The sequence below is a fragment of the Cedecea sp. VD22 genome (assembly GCF_037150195.1).
Classification (GTDB): domain Bacteria; phylum Pseudomonadota; class Gammaproteobacteria; order Enterobacterales; family Enterobacteriaceae; genus Cedecea.
Map to the genome: position 1 here is coordinate 84,628 of NZ_JBBCPX010000001.1, position 15,522 is coordinate 100,149.

Here is a 15,522-nt window from a genome sequence, read left to right on the forward strand (position 1 = left end):
CAACTTATTTAGCCAACGCCTGTTTAATGGCGTCCAGCACCACAGGATCTTCCGGCGTCATGTCCGGAGAGAAACGCTGAATCACTTTGCCATCACGGCCAATCAGGAATTTTTCGAAATTCCACAGGATGTCGTCAGGGTAAAGCGGGCCACGCCCTTTGCTGCTCATTCGCTCCAGAAAGCCGCTGCCTTCCGGGGCAACGGCTGCCGGGCTCGCATCAATCAGTTTCTGATAAAACGGATGTCGGTGCTCGCCGTTGACATCGATTTTGCTAAACAGCGGGAACGTCACGCCGTAGGTAGTGCTGCAGAAGGTTTTAATTTCTTCGCTGCTGCCTGGCTCTTGCCCCAGGAACTGATTACATGGGAAACCAAGCACGCTGAACCCCTGAGCTTCAAAGTCTTTTTGCAGGTTTTCCAGTTGCTCATACTGCGGCGTCAGGCCGCACCTGGAAGCGACGTTCACCACCAGCAGCACTTTTCCCTGCCAGCTCTCCAGCGTGGTGTTTTCGCCGTCAATGGTGGTGACTTCGGTATTCAGAACATTGCTTTGCATATCATCCTCTTCCTCTGTGAGCCGAATTAACGTCCGGCTTTCAATAATAGCCAGATAAACACCGGCGCGCCGAGCGTAGCGGTGACTACGCCAATGGGCAGCTCGGCAGAACTTAGCGCAAGCCTTGCCACCACATCCGCGCCGGTTAAGATCGCGGCCCCAGCCAGCGCACTGGCAGGCAGCAAAACGCGATGATCGGTTAACCCCGCGAGTCGCAGCATGTGCGGGATCACCAGACCGACAAATCCAATTGCGCCGGCAAGCGCCACGCTGACGCCAACCAGCCAGCCGGTAGCCACAACCAAAATATTGCGCCACAGCCAGACGGAAAGCCCCAACTGCCGGGCTGAGTTTTCTCCGAGCGCCATCAGGTTGAGCGGCGCATGCTGTCGGCACAGCCAGACCACCACCGGCAGCAGCGTCACCATCAGCCAGCCCTGACGCCAGTCCACGCCGCCAAAGCCTCCCATCATCCAGTACATCAGCTGGCGCAGGTCGAGACTTGAGCTAAAGTAGACCGCCCAGGTCATCAGGGCACTACAAATAATGCCGAGGGCGACACCTGCCAGTAATAGACGACTGGTGGAGAGATGACGACGGGAAAAACGTAACAGAATAAAAGTGATCGCTAAGGCACCGAGAATGGCGCACAGCCCCAGCACCCAGCCCGGCAGCATCCCCTGCCCGAGCAACAGGGCAACAACCAGCGCAACGCCGGCGCCGTTGGAGACGCCAAGTAAACCGGGTTCGGCCAGCGGATTTTCAAACAGCGACTGCATAATCGTGCCGGTCACGGCCAGAGCCGCCCCCACCAGCAGAACGGCCAACGTTCGCGGCAGGCGGATTTGCCAGATAAAGAGCCGGGCCTCATCATTCCACCAGGAAAGAGGGGAAAACCAGACATCCCCGGCGCACAGGCTCAAGGCCAGCATCGTCGCCGTGGCAAAGACCAGGGCCACTAGCCAGCGTCGCTCAAACCTGCGTTGTCTGGTTACAAAATTCAGCATTCCGTAAAGGCTCCCTCTGCCCCGTTTATGCGCCTGATTTTACGGGGAGTTCGCCGAAGAGAACAAGCAAAGAAAAGGCCTTAATACCGCACCTGTCCCGAATTACTTTTCTACTGGCCGTTTACGAGTGAACTGCTGCTCCAGCATTGAGCTTCCCCACTGCTCGCCCTGCCATTCCCTGGTTAGCTTGAATCCCATCGACTCATAAAGATGGCGAGCGGCATTCAGTCCGCTAAAAGTCCACAGCTGCACGGCGGAAAAACCATACTCATCGCAAAAGCGCATCGCCTCACGTAAAAGCGCTCGCCCGATACCGCTGCCACGGCACTCATCGTCGAGAATAAACCAGCGTAAATGGGCTTCGTGATTGCCCAGATCCTCACCATCGATGGATACAGAGCCCACTATTTTGCCGTTGTGGAGCACCACCCAGATGCGGTTACACGGGCGATCCAGCCGCCCTGAAAACTCCGCCAGCCCGGCGGCGACTTTCCCTTCAAAAAAATAGCCGAAGTTATAGTGCTTTGAGTAATAGTTAGCGTGCATTTCCGCCACGCGGCCAATTACGCCCGGCAGGTATCCCGTCATTATCTCGAAGTTTTTTCTTCCCTCGTCGCCCGTCAACTCACCACGACAGGCTTTCAGCGCCTGAGCATAGTTAGACAGGCCAGCAGCCACTGATTGCTGCGCCGGAGTATTCAGGTGCGCCAGAGCCTTCTCTACCCGCATTCTGCCGTATCTGTGGATTTCCCTGACCGTTTGTTTACCCTGGGCGGTCAAACGGAGTCGTCTGGCTCTGGCGTCTTCGTCTGAAACGCTCTCGAACAGCTCTCCCGCCTTGCGCAGTTTGCCTATCATTCGGCTGACGCTCGACTTCTCCAGACCAAGAATCTGGACCAGATCGGCCGCAGTGACGTTCTCCCGGGAATCAATTTCCAGCAAAGCATGAACCGCAGAAGCAGAGTAGTTCGTGGCGGCAAGCGTTGAGTTGAGAAAACCAAGCTCGCGTACAACCTGGCGCGATGAGGCGCGTATAGATTCGATTAGGGTGCTGTCAGACATGATCGATACCGTTGAAATATGGTTGTACAATACAACCATTTGACAGAAATGTTTGTCAAGCACATGTCGTTAAGCAACAGGACTTAAAAGCAAAAGAAAAAGGCCGCGAATGCGGCCTTTTTTGTTAACTCAGGTTACTCGTCTTTTGGCGACGCGTTTTCAACCCGACTTTTTAGCTTCTGACCAGGTCGGAAGGTCACCACACGGCGCGCCGTAATGGGAATATCTTCACCGGTCTTCGGGTTGCGCCCGGGACGTTGGTTTTTATCGCGTAAGTCAAAATTACCAAAGCCCGAGAGTTTAACCTGCTCACCGTTTTCCAGAGCGCGACGGATCTCTTCGAAAAACAGCTCTACCAGCTCTTTGGCATCTCGTTTGCTAAGCCCAAGCTTATCAAACAGATATTCTGACATTTCAGCTTTTGTAAGCGCCATACGTTCAATCCCTCAATGATGCCTGGAATCGCTCTTTTAATGCCTCTACACATTTTGCAACGGTAGCGGCCATCTCCTCTTCTTCGAGTGTACGGCCCGTATCCTGAAGGATAAGGCTTATGGCCAGGCTCTTGTAGCCATCGGCTACGCCCTTGCCACGGTACACGTCAAATAAGTTTACGCCAACTACCTGATTTGCGCCAACTTTCTTACACTCGGCCAAAACATCTGCTGCCGGGACGTTTTCAGCCACCACAACAGCGATATCGCGGCGGTTTGCCGGGAAGCGGGAAACGTCCTGCGCCTCAGGCACCACGCGGTCTGCGAGCTTGCTCCACAGCACCTCAAACACCACCGTGCGGCCGTTAAGGTCCAGTTTACGCTCCAGTTCCGGGTGAACAACACCAATGAAACCAATGCATTCACCTGCTAAATAAATGGCAGCACTTTGCCCAGGATGCAAGGCCGGATTTGCCTGCGCTCTGAATTCGATGTCTGAAAGTTTACCGGTCAGGGCCAGAACGGACTCCAGATCGCCTTTCAGATCATAGAAGTCAACGGTGTTACGCGCCAGATCCCAGTGTTCTTCATAGCGGTTGCCGCAGATAGCCCCCGCCAGCATAAGATCCTGACGAATCCCAAGGTCTGCCTGAGTATCAGGCACAAAGCGCAGGCCGGACTCGAAAATACGCACGCGGCTTTGCTGGCGATTCTGGTTATAAACCACGGTTGTCAGCAGGCCACTCCACAGCGACAGGCGCATAGCGGACATGTCGGTAGAGATCGGATTAGGAAGAATCAGATTTTCTTCGCCAGGGTGCAAAAGCTGCTGAATTTTCGGGTCGACGAAGCTGTAGGTAATGACTTCCTGGTAACCTTTGTCCACCAGCATGGTTTTCACACGCTTCAGAGAAAGGTCGGCTTCGCGATGGGTGCCCATCACCAGACCTGCCTGTACCGGGCTGTTTGGAATACTGTTGTAGCCGTAAACGCGGGCCACTTCTTCCACCAGGTCTTCTTCAATTTCCATATCGAAACGCCAGCTCGGCGCCACGGCAGTCCACTGCGCCTGACCTTCGGTCACTTCGCAGCCCAGACGACGCAGAATGTCGCTAACCTGAGCATCTTCGATGTGGTGACCAATCAGACGGTCCAGTTTGCTGCGACGGAGCGTGATCGTAGCGCGCTTAGGCAGGTGCGCTTCGCTTGTGACATCGATAACTGGGCCAGCTTCACCGCCACAGATATCCACCAGCAGGCGAGTCGCTCGCGCCATCGCTTTATACTGCAGCGCAGGATCGACGCCGCGCTCATAGCGGTGGGAAGCATCGGTATGCAGACCATGGCGGCGCGCACGACCGGTGATAGACAGCGGGCTGAAGAAGGCACATTCCAGCAGTACGTTCTGGGTTTCGTCGTTTACGCCTGAATGCTCGCCGCCGAAGATACCGCCCATGGCCAGCGCTTTATTGTGATCGGCAATAACCAGGGTGTCGGCATTGAGCTTCGCTTCGCTGCCGTCCAGCAGGACCAGGGTTTCGCCCTCTTCCGCCATACGCACCACGATCCCGCCTTCAATACGGTTCAGGTCGAAGGCGTGCATCGGCTGACCAAGCTCCAGCAGCACATAGTTGGTCACGTCAACCACCGCATCAATGGAACGAATACCGCAGCGACGCAGCTTCTCTTTCATCCACAGCGGCGTGGGTGCCTTAACGTTGATGCCTTTCACAACGCGGCCCAGGTAACGTGGGCAAGCTTCTGCGGCGTCTACGCGAATAGGCAGCGTGTCATTGATAGTCGCAGCAACGGCGGTAATTTCTGGCTCAACCAGAGGCAGCTTGTTCACCACCGCCACGTCGCGAGCTACGCCGATAATACCGAGGCAGTCGGCACGGTTTGGCGTGACGCTGATTTCAATGGTGTTGTCGTCCAGCTTCAGGTATTCGCGGATGTCAGTGCCGATTGGCGCGTCCGCTGGCAGCTCGATAATGCCATTATGATCGTCGGAAATACCCAGCTCGGAGAAGGAGCACAGCATCCCTTCGGACGGCTCACCGCGCAGTTTGGCCGCTTTGATCTTGAAATCGCCCGGTAGCACGGCGCCAACAGTCGCCACGGCAACTTTCAGACCCTGACGGCAGTTTGGTGCGCCGCAGACGATATCCAGCAGGCGATCGCCACCGACGTTAATTTTTGTTACGCGCAGTTTGTCGGCGTTTGGATGCTGACCGCACTCGACCACTTCCCCGACCACAACGCCGTGAAAAGCCCCTGCTACGGCATCGACACCGTCAACTTCAAGCCCGGCCATAGTTATCTGGCTGGAAAGTTCGTCACTGCTGTTGGCTGGGTTTACCCATTCGCGTAACCAGAGTTCACTGAATTTCATTGGATATCCCGCCTTTATTTGAACTGTTTGAGGAAACGTAAATCATTTTCGAAGAATGCACGCAGATCGGTCACGCCATAGCGCAGCATGGTCAGACGCTCCATGCCCATACCGAAGGCGAAGCCGGAGTAAACTTCCGGATCGATACCTACGTTACGCAGCACGTTCGGGTGCACCATGCCGCAGCCCAGTACTTCCAGCCACTTGCCGTTTTTACCCATCACGTCCACTTCAGCGGACGGCTCGGTGAACGGGAAGTAGGACGGGCGGAAGCGAATCTGCAGGTCTTCTTCAAAGAAGTTATTCAGGAAATCGTGCAGCGTTCCCTTCAGGTTGGTGAAGTTGATGTTGGTGTCAACGATCAGGCCTTCCATCTGGTGGAACATCGGGGTGTGGGTCTGATCGTAGTCGTTACGGTAGACGCGGCCCGGGGCAATAATACGAATTGGCGGCTGCTTGTCTTTCATGGTGCGGATCTGCACACCAGAAGTCTGGGTACGCAGCAGACGGGTCGCGTCAAACCAGAAAGTATCGTGGTCCGCGCGCGCCGGGTGGTGCCCTGGAATATTCAGCGCATCGAAGTTGTGGTAGTCATCTTCGATTTCAGGGCCAGTTGCTACGGTGAACCCCAGTTCGCCGAAGAAGCTTTCGATACGATCGATGGTGCGGGTTACCGGGTGCAGGCCACCGTTTTCAATCCGACGACCAGGCAGAGAAACGTCAATCGTTTCTGCAGCCAGACGTTCGTTCAGTGCGGCACTTTCGAGTGCAGCTTTGCGGGCGTTCAGGGCTTCCTGAACCTGCTCTTTAGCTTCGTTAATCACCGCGCCCGCAGCCGGACGTTCTTCCGGTGGCAGTTCACGCAGGGTGGTCATTTGAAGGGTCAGATGCCCCTTCTTCCCCAAATATTCGACGCGTACATTATCTAACGCGGCAACATCCTGGGCATCGTTTATGGCTGCTTTGGCACTGGCAACCAGCTCTGCGAGATGTGGCATGGTATTCCTCTTATGCCGGCAAACTGCCGGGGTAGTTGGTCTGATTCGAAAACGAAACGCAAAAAAAAAGCCTCCGTACAGGAGGCTTTCGGCGCTGTTTTTCGTTTCTTTTCTTACGCGCAAAGCCCCCTGAATCAGGCGCTAAAGTAAAAAAAGAAGCGGAAAATAGCAGCATTCATGCTTGCAGTTACCTTGTTTTGACAAATTTCGCTTTGGCTATTGAACGAGCTACGGCGTTGAAAGTCAATAAATTGATTGTGTTATGCCCTAATAATTCGATTTGTAGTAAGGCGACAAGCTCGATTATCCCCGGGAGCTTACTTAAGTAAGTGACTGGGGTCAGCAAGTGCAGTTAACGCAGCTACAGATTGAAGTATGACGGGGATAAATTAAAAGAGGGAGCAAGCTCCCTCTTATAACTGGCTTATGCCAGAGCTGCTTTCGCTTTCTCAACCAGGGCAGTGAATGCCACTTTGTCGAATACGGCGATGTCAGCCAGGATCTTACGGTCGATTTCAACAGAGGCTTTTTTCAGGCCGTTGATGAATTTGCTGTAAGAGATACCGTTCTGACGAGCTGCAGCGTTGATACGTGCAATCCACAGCTGGCGGAACTGACGTTTACGTTGACGACGGTCGCGGTAAGCGTACTGACCAGCTTTGATAACAGCCTGGAAGGCAACGCGGTATACGCGAGAACGCGCACCGTAGTAGCCTTTAGCTTGTTTGAGGATTTTTTTGTGACGAGCACGTGCGATTACACCACGTTTTACGCGAGCCATTTAGCTCTCCTGTTTCTATTCTGAATTAATTAAAAAAAGTTTACTTATGCGTACGGCAGGCAAGCGACAACCAGGCCCAGATCCCCTTTGGAGACCATGCCTTTCGGACGCAGATGACGTTTACGTTTGGTAGACTTTTTAGTCAGAATGTGACGCAGGTTAGCGTGCTTACGCTTAAAACCGCCAGAAGCAGTCTTTTTGAAGCGCTTAGCGGCGCCGCGTACTGTTTTGATCTTTGGCATTTCAATTTCCACTTCGCATTGTTAATAAAACGAACCAGTAGGCGAACAAAACCCGCGAGGCCTAAGCCCCGCGGTCTGTTACTTGATGGCCTTACTGTTTCTTCTTCGGAGCAAGCACCATGATCATCTGGCGGCCTTCGATCTTCGTTGGGAAGGATTCGACCACTGCCAGTTCACTCAAATCGTCACGGACGCGGTTAAGCACTTCCATACCAATCTGTTGGTGTGCCATTTCACGTCCACGGAAACGCAGGGTGATTTTGGCTTTGTCTCCGTCTTCCAGAAAGCGAACCAGGCTGCGGAGTTTTACCTGATAGTCGCCATCATCGGTACCAGGTCGGAATTTAATTTCCTTAACCTGAATAACTTTTTGCTTCTTCTTCTGTTCCTTAGAAGATTTGCTTTTCTCGTAGAGGAACTTGCCGTAGTCCATGATGCGGCAAACAGGCGGCTCGGCGTTTGGACTGATTTCTACTAAATCAACCCCAGCCTCTTCGGCTTTTTCTAAAGCTTCATTCAGACTGACAATACCAATCTGCTCGCCATCAATACCGGTCAGACGAACCTCAGTGGCACGAATCTCTCTGTTAATGCGATTAGGACGCGCCGGTTGAACTCTTTTTCCGCCTTTAATACTTTATTCCTCCAGTTGATGAAGATTGCGGCTGCGAATTTCTTGCTGCAGCTTTTCAATCAATTCGTTGACATCCATGCTCCCCAGGTCTTTGCCGCGGCGGGTACGAACGGCAACTTTGCCTGCTTCGACCTCTTTATCGCCACAAACCAGCATATAAGGGACACGACGTAACGTGTGTTCACGGATTTTAAAGCCTATCTTCTCATTTCTCAAGTCTGCTTTTACGCGAATGCCCGCATTTTGGAGTTTACGAGTCAATTCGTTAACGTATTCTGCCTGGCCGTCGGTGATATTCATCACCACCGCCTGCACCGGAGCAAGCCAGGTTGGGAAGAAACCAGCAAACTCTTCGGTCAGAATACCGATAAAGCGTTCCATTGAACCTAAAATGGCGCGGTGAATCATTACCGGCACCAAACGCTCGTTATTTTCGCCAATATAGGAGGCGTTCAAGCGGGTTGGCAGGGAGAAGTCAAGCTGAACGGTACCGCACTGCCAGGCACGATCCAGGCAGTCATACAGCGTGAACTCAATTTTCGGGCCGTAGAATGCACCTTCACCCGGCTGATAGTCAAACGGGATATTGTTTTCCTGCAATGCAACAGCCAGATCCGCTTCCGCGCGATCCCACATTTCGTCACTGCCGATGCGTTTTTCCGGACGGGTAGACAGTTTCACCACGATTTTCTCGAAACCGAAGGTGCTGTACATGTCGTAGACCATGCGGATACAGCTGTTTACTTCATCGCGAACCTGCTCTTCAGTACAGAAGATGTGGGCGTCGTCCTGAGTAAAGCCGCGAACACGCATCAGGCCATGCAGCGCGCCCGAAGGCTCATTGCGGTGGCAGCTACCAAATTCCGCCATACGCAGCGGCAGGTCGCGGTAGGACTTCAGGCCCTGGTTGAAGATCTGCACGTGGCCCGGGCAGTTCATCGGTTTGATGCAGTATTCACGGTTCTCGGAAGAGGTGGTGAACATCGCGTCTTTGTAGTTGTCCCAGTGGCCCGTTTTTTCCCACAGAACGCGGTCCATCATGAACGGACCTTTCACTTCCTGGTACTGGTACTCTTTCAGCTTGGAACGGACGAACACTTCCAGCTCGCGGAAAATCGTCCAGCCGTCGTTATGCCAGAACACCATACCCGGCGCTTCTTCCTGCATATGGTACAGGTCAAGCTGCTTGCCGATTTTGCGGTGATCGCGCTTGGACGCTTCTTCCAGACGCTGCAGATAAGCGTTCAGCTGCTTTTTGTCCGCCCAGGCGGTGCCGTAGATACGCTGCAGCATCTTGTTGTTGCTGTCACCGCGCCAGTATGCGCCGGAGGTTTTCTGCAGCTTGAAGTGATGGCAGAAACGCATGTTTGGCACATGTGGCCCGCGGCACATATCCACGTATTCTTCATGATGATACAAACCTGGTTTGTCATCATGGCTGATATTTTCATCAAGAATGGCAACTTTGTAGTTTTCGCCGCGGTTGACGAAAGTCTCACGTGCTTCCTGCCAGCTCACCTTTTTCTTGATAACGTCGTAATCTTTCTCGGCCAGCTCGTGCATACGCTTCTCGAGCAGCTCAAGATCTTCCTGCGTCAGGGTGTGGTCCAGATCAACGTCGTAGTAGAAACCGTTGTCGATAACCGGGCCGATCGCCATTTTAGTGTGCGGCCACAGCTGCTTGATGGCATGACCGAGCAGGTGAGCACAAGAGTGGCGAAGAATTTCCAGACCCGCTTCGTCTTTAGCGGTGATAATGGCGAGCTTCGCGTCGTTTTCGATAATATCGGAAGCATCAACCAGTTCACCGTCTACGCGGCCAGCGATACACGCTTTGGCAAGACCTGGACCGATGTCCAGCGCAACGTCCATTGGGCTAACGGGTTTGTCGTAATGGCGTTGGCTGCCATCAGGAAGAGTAATAACAGGCATGTTAAGTCCTTATCTGCAGTGGTGACCCGCACGAAAGATCACATACAGTAGAGAAATTGGATTTAGAACAACTCGTTGCGTAACCATTTGACCAACAATCGCCGAATTGGTACGCAGTCTGGTGTACAAATGAAAATGGCATCACTGCCATCTCACCTGAATCGCAGATGGTAACACTAACAGAAAGGGGAATACATCCCTTGTTGCCGTGAACGAGCTTGATAAATAGGGCCGTCGCCCACCCTTTTCAAGGCGCGTTATGCCGCTTTGTCTTTCTCTTCCACCAGCACCAGCGGGCATTTTTTTACCTTACAAGCCTGGGAGTAAGCCAGGTCGCACACCGCACAAAGGTCTCTCAGTTCCGACTCATATTCGTATTCCATAAAATAGCGAAAAGTCCCACCGCCGGACTCAGTGCGCCAGAATCGCTGCGGCTCCAGAATTTCATCAAGCTGCCTGAAGGTCAGGGCTGAAGGGTTATGAAACCCCACTCGTACGCGATAGATAGTCATGCACGATTATTCTCAGGGCGCGATGCGTTTTGCCAGGTGGTTTTGGTTCTCAAAAGGATAGGAAAAAACGAAGAGTGGGCGCACGAGGAAAAAACAAAGCCGGATATTGTCCGGCTTCTTAATCTTACATTTTATACCCGAGCGTAATTTGCGTACGTCTGTCGGTATGGTTTGGTGCAGTAGACGGCGGATCGGAGTTCCAGGTCACGTTATAGCCTACTTTCAGGCCAAAGTGCTCACTGATAGCCACATCCAGCGCCGTTTCGGAGTTCACCGTGGTGTCGTCACTGCCCAGCACGGACACGCCCTGAATAAACTTAGCGTTGTCGGTCAGCTGCCAGTTATAAGTCGCAGACGCATAGCCCAGCGCCTGAGTCTCGTTTTTACCATCGGTAAATTCGTCATAACGCACACCTGGACCGAATTCCACACGCAGACTGTGAACTGGACCGTTCAGCAACTGGCGACCATAACCCGCAGTGAAGACATCGCGCGCATGGTAGCCGTTGTATCGGTCAGTCAACCAGCTGGCCTGACCAAACAGATAGTCATAGTCAGTCATGTTGTAACGACCACGCCCACCCGCTGAGTATTTCTCGGAAGAGCGCACATCGTTGGAAGAGGTGTTGCTGGCGGTACCCCAAATTGACCAGGCGGTAGCCGTATTGTACCAGGTCATATTGGTGTTAGCAGTCAAGTTAGAACTTTTGGTATTGCCTGCCTGCGCAAGATAGCCTGCATTCAGATTACCTTCGAAGGGTTTCTTCGCGGTAGTCGGGTCATCCATGACAGTAAATACTGAGTCATCTGCCACTGCGAAATGGCTAAAGAACGCTCCACCGGTGAGTAAAAGCGCAACCGGCACTGTCTTTAAAAGCTTCATTTATTAATCCGTACAACACAAAAAAGAAACCATTAAGGTTCCGGAATCTTTCCTCGGGATCAAATCGAAGCCGCCCCGGAAAGGTTACAAATTATAAAAACTCCGCAATAACATAGCAATGGATTCTTGTTTCATTTTTTGTATAAGAGAGCTCTTAAAATATCTTTATTTTCATAAGGATACGAAGGTTATGGTTTTTGGATAATCATTCGATAAATCATGATTTTAATTAACATTTCACTTCCCGCTTCGGTGCTACGCTTTAGGACAATGGCTAAAAAAGGAGGAGACATGACCGCTATTTTTACACTCACCCTCGCCCCTTCCCTCGACAGCGCCACCGTCACGGCGCAAATCTATCCTGAAGGGAAACTTCGCTGCACCTCGCCCATCTTTGAACCCGGCGGCGGCGGTATAAACGTTGCCCGTGCCATTGTCCATTTGGGGGGACACGCCACGGCGATATTTCCGGTTGGCGGCGCGACTGGCCAGCACCTTCGCGATCTGCTGCTTGAAGAGCATGTCACCGTGGACACCGTGGAAGCGAAAGACTGGACTCGCCAGAACCTGCACGTACATACCGAATCTACCGGCGAACAATATCGATTCGTTATGCCTGGAGCCGCCCTGACGGAGGATGAATTCCTGCACCTGGAACAAAAAGCCCTTGCCCTTCATTCCGGCGATATTCTGGCGATCAGCGGGAGCCTGCCGCCGGGCGTTGATCTCAAAAAGCTCTGCCGCCTGGTAAAAATGGCTCAGGAGAAAGGCATACGCTGCATCGTGGACAGCTCAGGAGAGGCACTGAAAGCCACACTCGCGTTAGGCAACATCGAACTGGTGAAGCCAAACCAAAAAGAGCTGAGCGCCTTAGTCCAGCGCGAACTTACGCAGCCGGACGATGTGCGAGCCGCCGCGCAGCACCTTGTCGACAGCGGCCAGGCAAAACGCGTCGTGGTTTCTCTGGGAGCCCAGGGAGCCCTGGCGGTTGATACACAAGAGTGTGTGCACGTTGTGCCACCGCCGGTCAAAAGCCAAAGCACCGTCGGCGCCGGAGACAGCATGGTTGGCGCCATGACGATCAAGCTTGCGGAAAACGCGCCTCTGCTGGATATCGTTCGCTATGGCGTGGCTGCCGGCAGTGCCGCTACGCTGAACAAAGGCACCCGCCTCTGCTCGCAGGAAAATACGCAGAAGATCTACGCCTGGCTACGAGGCTAACGTTTCGTTGCAGAATAAACGGGCTGCCGCCGGGCGAGAATATCGCCATTCCGGCAGCATGAACTATGCTAAAACCTTCAGGATAACAACGGGGTGACTATGAGCGAAGTTGAACGCTATCTGATAACGGTGCAATTTGAAGAGCAAAGCCTGGCCGACATCAACGAGCTGAACAACCAGCTCACGCGCGGCGGTTTTACCCTCACGCTCACCGATGATCAAGGCAAAATTCACGAACTTGGCCCGGGCAGCTTCGGGCTAATCAGTCCGCTTGATGAACAAGAAGTTGCAGCGTTGGCCAGAGGGCTGGGAAGCGTAGCGCTTGGCACGGAGCCTGACGTCGTCGTTACCCGCTGGGAAGCCTGGCAGAAACAAAAGTAAGTACTGGCCGGGGTTGTGCGTCAGCGCGTGTTTTTGCCCGGCAAACGGCGATAAGCTATTGATTGCAGTGTCTACCAGCCAACCTGGGGAGAAAAGTCATGTGGCAAGCCATCCGTCATTTGTTAAGCGAGCAGTTAGGCGAAGCAGAGATTGAACAGCGCACTGAGCTACCCGGCGGCGAAATTCACGCGGCATGGCATATTCGTTATGCGGGCCACGAGATTTTCGTCAAGTGTGACGAACGCGAAATGCTGCCCATCTTCACGGCAGAAGCCGATCAGCTAGAGCTCCTGTCGCGCAGTAAAACCGTCAGAGTACCCAAGGCCTGGGCGCTCGGCAGCGACAGAGATTACAGCTTCTTGCTGCTGGAGTATCTGCCTTCTAAACCCCTCGATGCCCATAACGCGTTTCTCCTCGGTCAGCAGTTGGCCCGGCTTCATCAATGGAGCGACCAGCCGCAGTTCGGTCTGGACTTCGACAACGATCTCTCCACCACCCCGCAGCCCAACGCCTGGCAGCGACGCTGGTCGACCTTCTTTGCCGAGCAGCGCATTGGCTGGCAGTTGGAAATGGCGGCGGAAAAAGGCATCGACTATGGCGATATTGATTTGATCGTTGATTTTGTCCAGCAGGCGCTGGCCTCGCATCAGCCTCAGCCTTCCCTGTTGCACGGCGATCTCTGGTCGGGCAACTGCGCCCTCGGGCCTGACGGGCCCTTTATTTACGACCCCGCCTGCTATTGGGGTGACCGGGAATGCGACCTGGCCATGCTGCCGCTGCACAACGACCAGCCGCCGCAAATTTACGACGGCTATCAGTCCGTCTCTCCTCTTCCGGCGGGCTTCCTCGACCGCCAACCCATTTACCAACTTTATACCCTGCTTAACCGGGCGATTCTGTTCGGCGGGCAGCACCTGGTGACGGCGCAAAAAGCGCTGGAGAAAGTATTAGCGGCGTAAAAAGCAGGCCGCGCCTGAACGGCGTGGCCCGTTATTTTATAAAAAGCCGAGCAGCTTGAAGAAGAAATAGCCCACCACGATGACAATCACCGGCAGGACATAAAGCGGAAAAATCTGCAGTAAGATCGTGTGATGTGGCACAACCACTTTTGCATCGAGCTGCGCTTTGCTGAGTCCCTCCGGCCCTTTGGCCTGTTCAAGAATCAGCTGATCCTGCACGCCCTCGCGCAGGAATTTTGCCTGACGGCTCATGCGGGCCCCGGAGTCCTGCAGCGCCAGACCGATAAAAATCAGCGCAAATATTAGCCAGAAGAAGACGTTCACCTGGCCGTTAAAATCCGGCAGCGGCGAGTTGTACCAGAAGAGATTCAGGAACGGCGTATTGAACCGCATCATCTCAATCATCACGTGGGCGAAATCCATCATTACGGCGTCAATGCCCGGCTGTTTTTCGCTGTGCTGATACATAAATTTCAGGATGGAAATTACCGTCGACAGAAGCGCCGGGATAAAAATAATCCAGCCCGCCACGCGCTTTAAAATCGCAATGCGTCCAGCTTGTTGATACGTCATGTACTCCCCTTTATTAGGACGTAACGTTATACGCTCAAAGTCTACCCTGTGTGGCGCTATTTCGCCTGAGCTTTGCGGGCTAAATTCGCAAAAGCGGTAGCTTCGAGCTTTGTTTCCGGCTAAAGATACACAAACATTTTATTTTGACGAACAGAAAGGAGTCATTTTATGGCCGAAACGCGCCAAATCCTCGCAGCAATTTTTGATATGGATGGGCTGCTGATAGATTCCGAACCGCTTTGGGATCGTGCGGAGCTGGACGTGCTGGAGAGCATCGGCGTCGATATTACGCGTCGTCACGAACTGCCCGACACGCTGGGATTACGCATCGACCTGGTGGTTGAACTTTGGTATTCACGCCAGCCGTGGACCGGACCATCCCGTGAGGAAGTGACCGCGCGCGTTATCGAACGTGCTATTGCGTTGGTTGAGGAACAGCGCCCGCTGCTGCCTGGCGTTATTGAAGCGGTGAAGCTTTGCAAAACGCTGGGCCTGAAGGTTGGCCTGGCCTCTGCGTCTCCGCTGCACATGCTGGAAAAGGTGCTTGAAATGTTCGACCTGCGCCAGGACTTCGACGCTATTGCCTCCGCTGAACATCTGCCTTACAGCAAGCCGCATCCACAAGTGTATCTCGATGCAGCCGCGAAGCTGGGGATCGATCCGCTCTCCTGCGTGACGCTCGAAGACTCCGTCAACGGTATGATTGCCACCAAAGCAGCGCGGATGCGCTCCATTGTGGTGCCTGCCGAGGAGAACTTTGCGGACCCACGCTGGTGCCTGGCGGACGTCAAACTTCCTTCTCTGGTTCAGCTAACGGAAACAAGCCTGAAAGGCTAAACCTGTCGGGCGGCTCAGGCCGCCCATCTTCCTGACAAAATGTTACACCGTCACCTCTTCCGAATACTGTACAAAAACCCTATACTGGATGAATCGACAGTTTCTTCATTCAGGTTGT

Annotated in this window: 18 protein-coding genes and 1 other annotated feature; of the genes, 4 read left to right on the forward strand and 14 right to left on the reverse strand. The window is 53.5% G+C overall.

Translation table 11 applies throughout. From position 1 onward, the window contains the following. Window positions 1–4 precede the first annotated feature (4 nt). The 13 genes from WFK85_RS00420 to WFK85_RS00480 all read right to left on the reverse strand — a co-directional run bounded on the left by WFK85_RS00420 (window position 5) and on the right by WFK85_RS00480 (window position 11,433). Entirely contained in the window at window positions 5–556 is a 552-nt protein-coding gene (locus WFK85_RS00420; RefSeq protein WP_336708070.1) for a glutathione peroxidase, read from the reverse strand. Between the two features lie 26 nt (window positions 557–582). Then, complete coding sequence (gene btuC / locus WFK85_RS00425; RefSeq protein ID WP_008456557.1) at window positions 583–1,563, reverse strand: vitamin B12 ABC transporter permease BtuC; 981 nt, start codon at window positions 1,561–1,563, stop codon at window positions 583–585. A gap of 102 nt (window positions 1,564–1,665) precedes the next feature. Further along, on the reverse strand, window positions 1,666–2,625 hold the full coding sequence (locus WFK85_RS00430; RefSeq protein WP_336708068.1) for a bifunctional helix-turn-helix transcriptional regulator/GNAT family N-acetyltransferase: 960 nt from the start codon (window positions 2,623–2,625) through the stop codon (window positions 1,666–1,668). A gap of 134 nt (window positions 2,626–2,759) precedes the next feature. Further along, window positions 2,760–3,059 carry an integration host factor subunit alpha gene (gene ihfA, locus WFK85_RS00435; RefSeq protein WP_001229265.1) on the reverse strand — a complete coding sequence of 100 codons (300 nt, stop codon included), beginning with the start codon at window positions 3,057–3,059 and terminating at the stop codon, window positions 2,760–2,762. Window positions 3,060–3,063: 4 nt separating this feature from the next. Further along, window positions 3,064–5,451 carry a phenylalanine--tRNA ligase subunit beta gene (gene pheT / locus WFK85_RS00440; RefSeq protein ID WP_008456560.1) on the reverse strand — a complete coding sequence of 796 codons (2,388 nt, stop codon included), beginning with the start codon at window positions 5,449–5,451 and terminating at the stop codon, window positions 3,064–3,066. Between the two features lie 14 nt (window positions 5,452–5,465). Continuing rightward, window positions 5,466–6,449 (reverse strand): phenylalanine--tRNA ligase subunit alpha, encoded by a 984-nt coding sequence (gene pheS / locus WFK85_RS00445; protein ID WP_008456562.1) that lies wholly within the window; start codon window positions 6,447–6,449, stop codon window positions 5,466–5,468. A 60-nt stretch (window positions 6,450–6,509) separates the two neighbouring features. Next, window positions 6,510–6,633, reverse strand: a sequence feature (Phe leader region). Continuing rightward, window positions 6,584–6,628: a pheST operon leader peptide PheM gene (gene pheM, locus WFK85_RS00450; protein WP_106120997.1), complete on the reverse strand. Its 45-nt coding sequence runs from the start codon at window positions 6,626–6,628 to the stop codon at window positions 6,584–6,586. (Overlaps the previous feature by 45 nt.) 240 nt (window positions 6,634–6,873) lie before the next feature. After that, window positions 6,874–7,230 (reverse strand): 50S ribosomal protein L20, encoded by a 357-nt coding sequence (gene rplT, locus WFK85_RS00455; protein ID WP_000124850.1) that lies wholly within the window; start codon window positions 7,228–7,230, stop codon window positions 6,874–6,876. A gap of 44 nt (window positions 7,231–7,274) precedes the next feature. Continuing rightward, on the reverse strand, window positions 7,275–7,472 hold the full coding sequence (gene rpmI, locus WFK85_RS00460; RefSeq protein ID WP_006118955.1) for a 50S ribosomal protein L35: 198 nt from the start codon (window positions 7,470–7,472) through the stop codon (window positions 7,275–7,277). Between the two features lie 91 nt (window positions 7,473–7,563). After that, a complete protein-coding gene (gene infC, locus WFK85_RS00465; RefSeq protein WP_071530481.1) occupies window positions 7,564–8,106 on the reverse strand; it encodes a translation initiation factor IF-3 in 543 nt (180 codons plus the stop codon). A 3-nt stretch (window positions 8,107–8,109) separates the two neighbouring features. Then, complete coding sequence (gene thrS, locus WFK85_RS00470) at window positions 8,110–10,038, reverse strand: threonine--tRNA ligase (protein WP_008456585.1); 1,929 nt, start codon at window positions 10,036–10,038, stop codon at window positions 8,110–8,112. A gap of 257 nt (window positions 10,039–10,295) precedes the next feature. Further along, window positions 10,296–10,550, reverse strand: a complete 255-nt coding sequence (locus WFK85_RS00475; protein ID WP_008456587.1) for a hypothetical protein — start codon at window positions 10,548–10,550, stop codon at window positions 10,296–10,298. Between the two features lie 124 nt (window positions 10,551–10,674). Continuing rightward, the gene (locus WFK85_RS00480) at window positions 10,675–11,433 is read right to left on the reverse strand and encodes a DUF481 domain-containing protein (protein ID WP_008456590.1); all 759 of its coding nucleotides are present in this window, start codon (window positions 11,431–11,433) and stop codon (window positions 10,675–10,677) included. Between the two features lie 291 nt (window positions 11,434–11,724). Here WFK85_RS00480 and pfkB point away from each other — a divergent pair, with 291 nt between their 5' ends. From pfkB to WFK85_RS00495, 3 genes are all read left to right on the forward strand, one after another. Next, window positions 11,725–12,654, forward strand: coding sequence for a 6-phosphofructokinase II (gene pfkB, locus WFK85_RS00485; protein ID WP_336708050.1), 930 nt, complete (start codon window positions 11,725–11,727; stop codon window positions 12,652–12,654). A gap of 99 nt (window positions 12,655–12,753) precedes the next feature. Next, on the forward strand, window positions 12,754–13,035 hold the full coding sequence (ghoS, locus tag WFK85_RS00490; protein WP_008456593.1) for a type V toxin-antitoxin system endoribonuclease antitoxin GhoS: 282 nt from the start codon (window positions 12,754–12,756) through the stop codon (window positions 13,033–13,035). A gap of 98 nt (window positions 13,036–13,133) precedes the next feature. After that, on the forward strand, window positions 13,134–13,994 hold the full coding sequence (locus tag WFK85_RS00495; protein ID WP_166994020.1) for a fructosamine kinase family protein: 861 nt from the start codon (window positions 13,134–13,136) through the stop codon (window positions 13,992–13,994). A gap of 36 nt (window positions 13,995–14,030) precedes the next feature. Here WFK85_RS00495 and WFK85_RS00500 read toward each other — a convergent pair whose 3' ends face one another. After that, window positions 14,031–14,567, reverse strand: a complete 537-nt coding sequence (locus WFK85_RS00500; RefSeq protein ID WP_166874878.1) for a YniB family protein — start codon at window positions 14,565–14,567, stop codon at window positions 14,031–14,033. 168 nt (window positions 14,568–14,735) lie between these two features. On the opposite strand from WFK85_RS00500, the gene hxpB reads away from it, so the two are divergent. After that, window positions 14,736–15,404, forward strand: a complete 669-nt coding sequence (gene hxpB / locus WFK85_RS00505; protein ID WP_008456600.1) for a hexitol phosphatase HxpB — start codon at window positions 14,736–14,738, stop codon at window positions 15,402–15,404. Window positions 15,405–15,522: the final 118 nt, after the last annotated feature.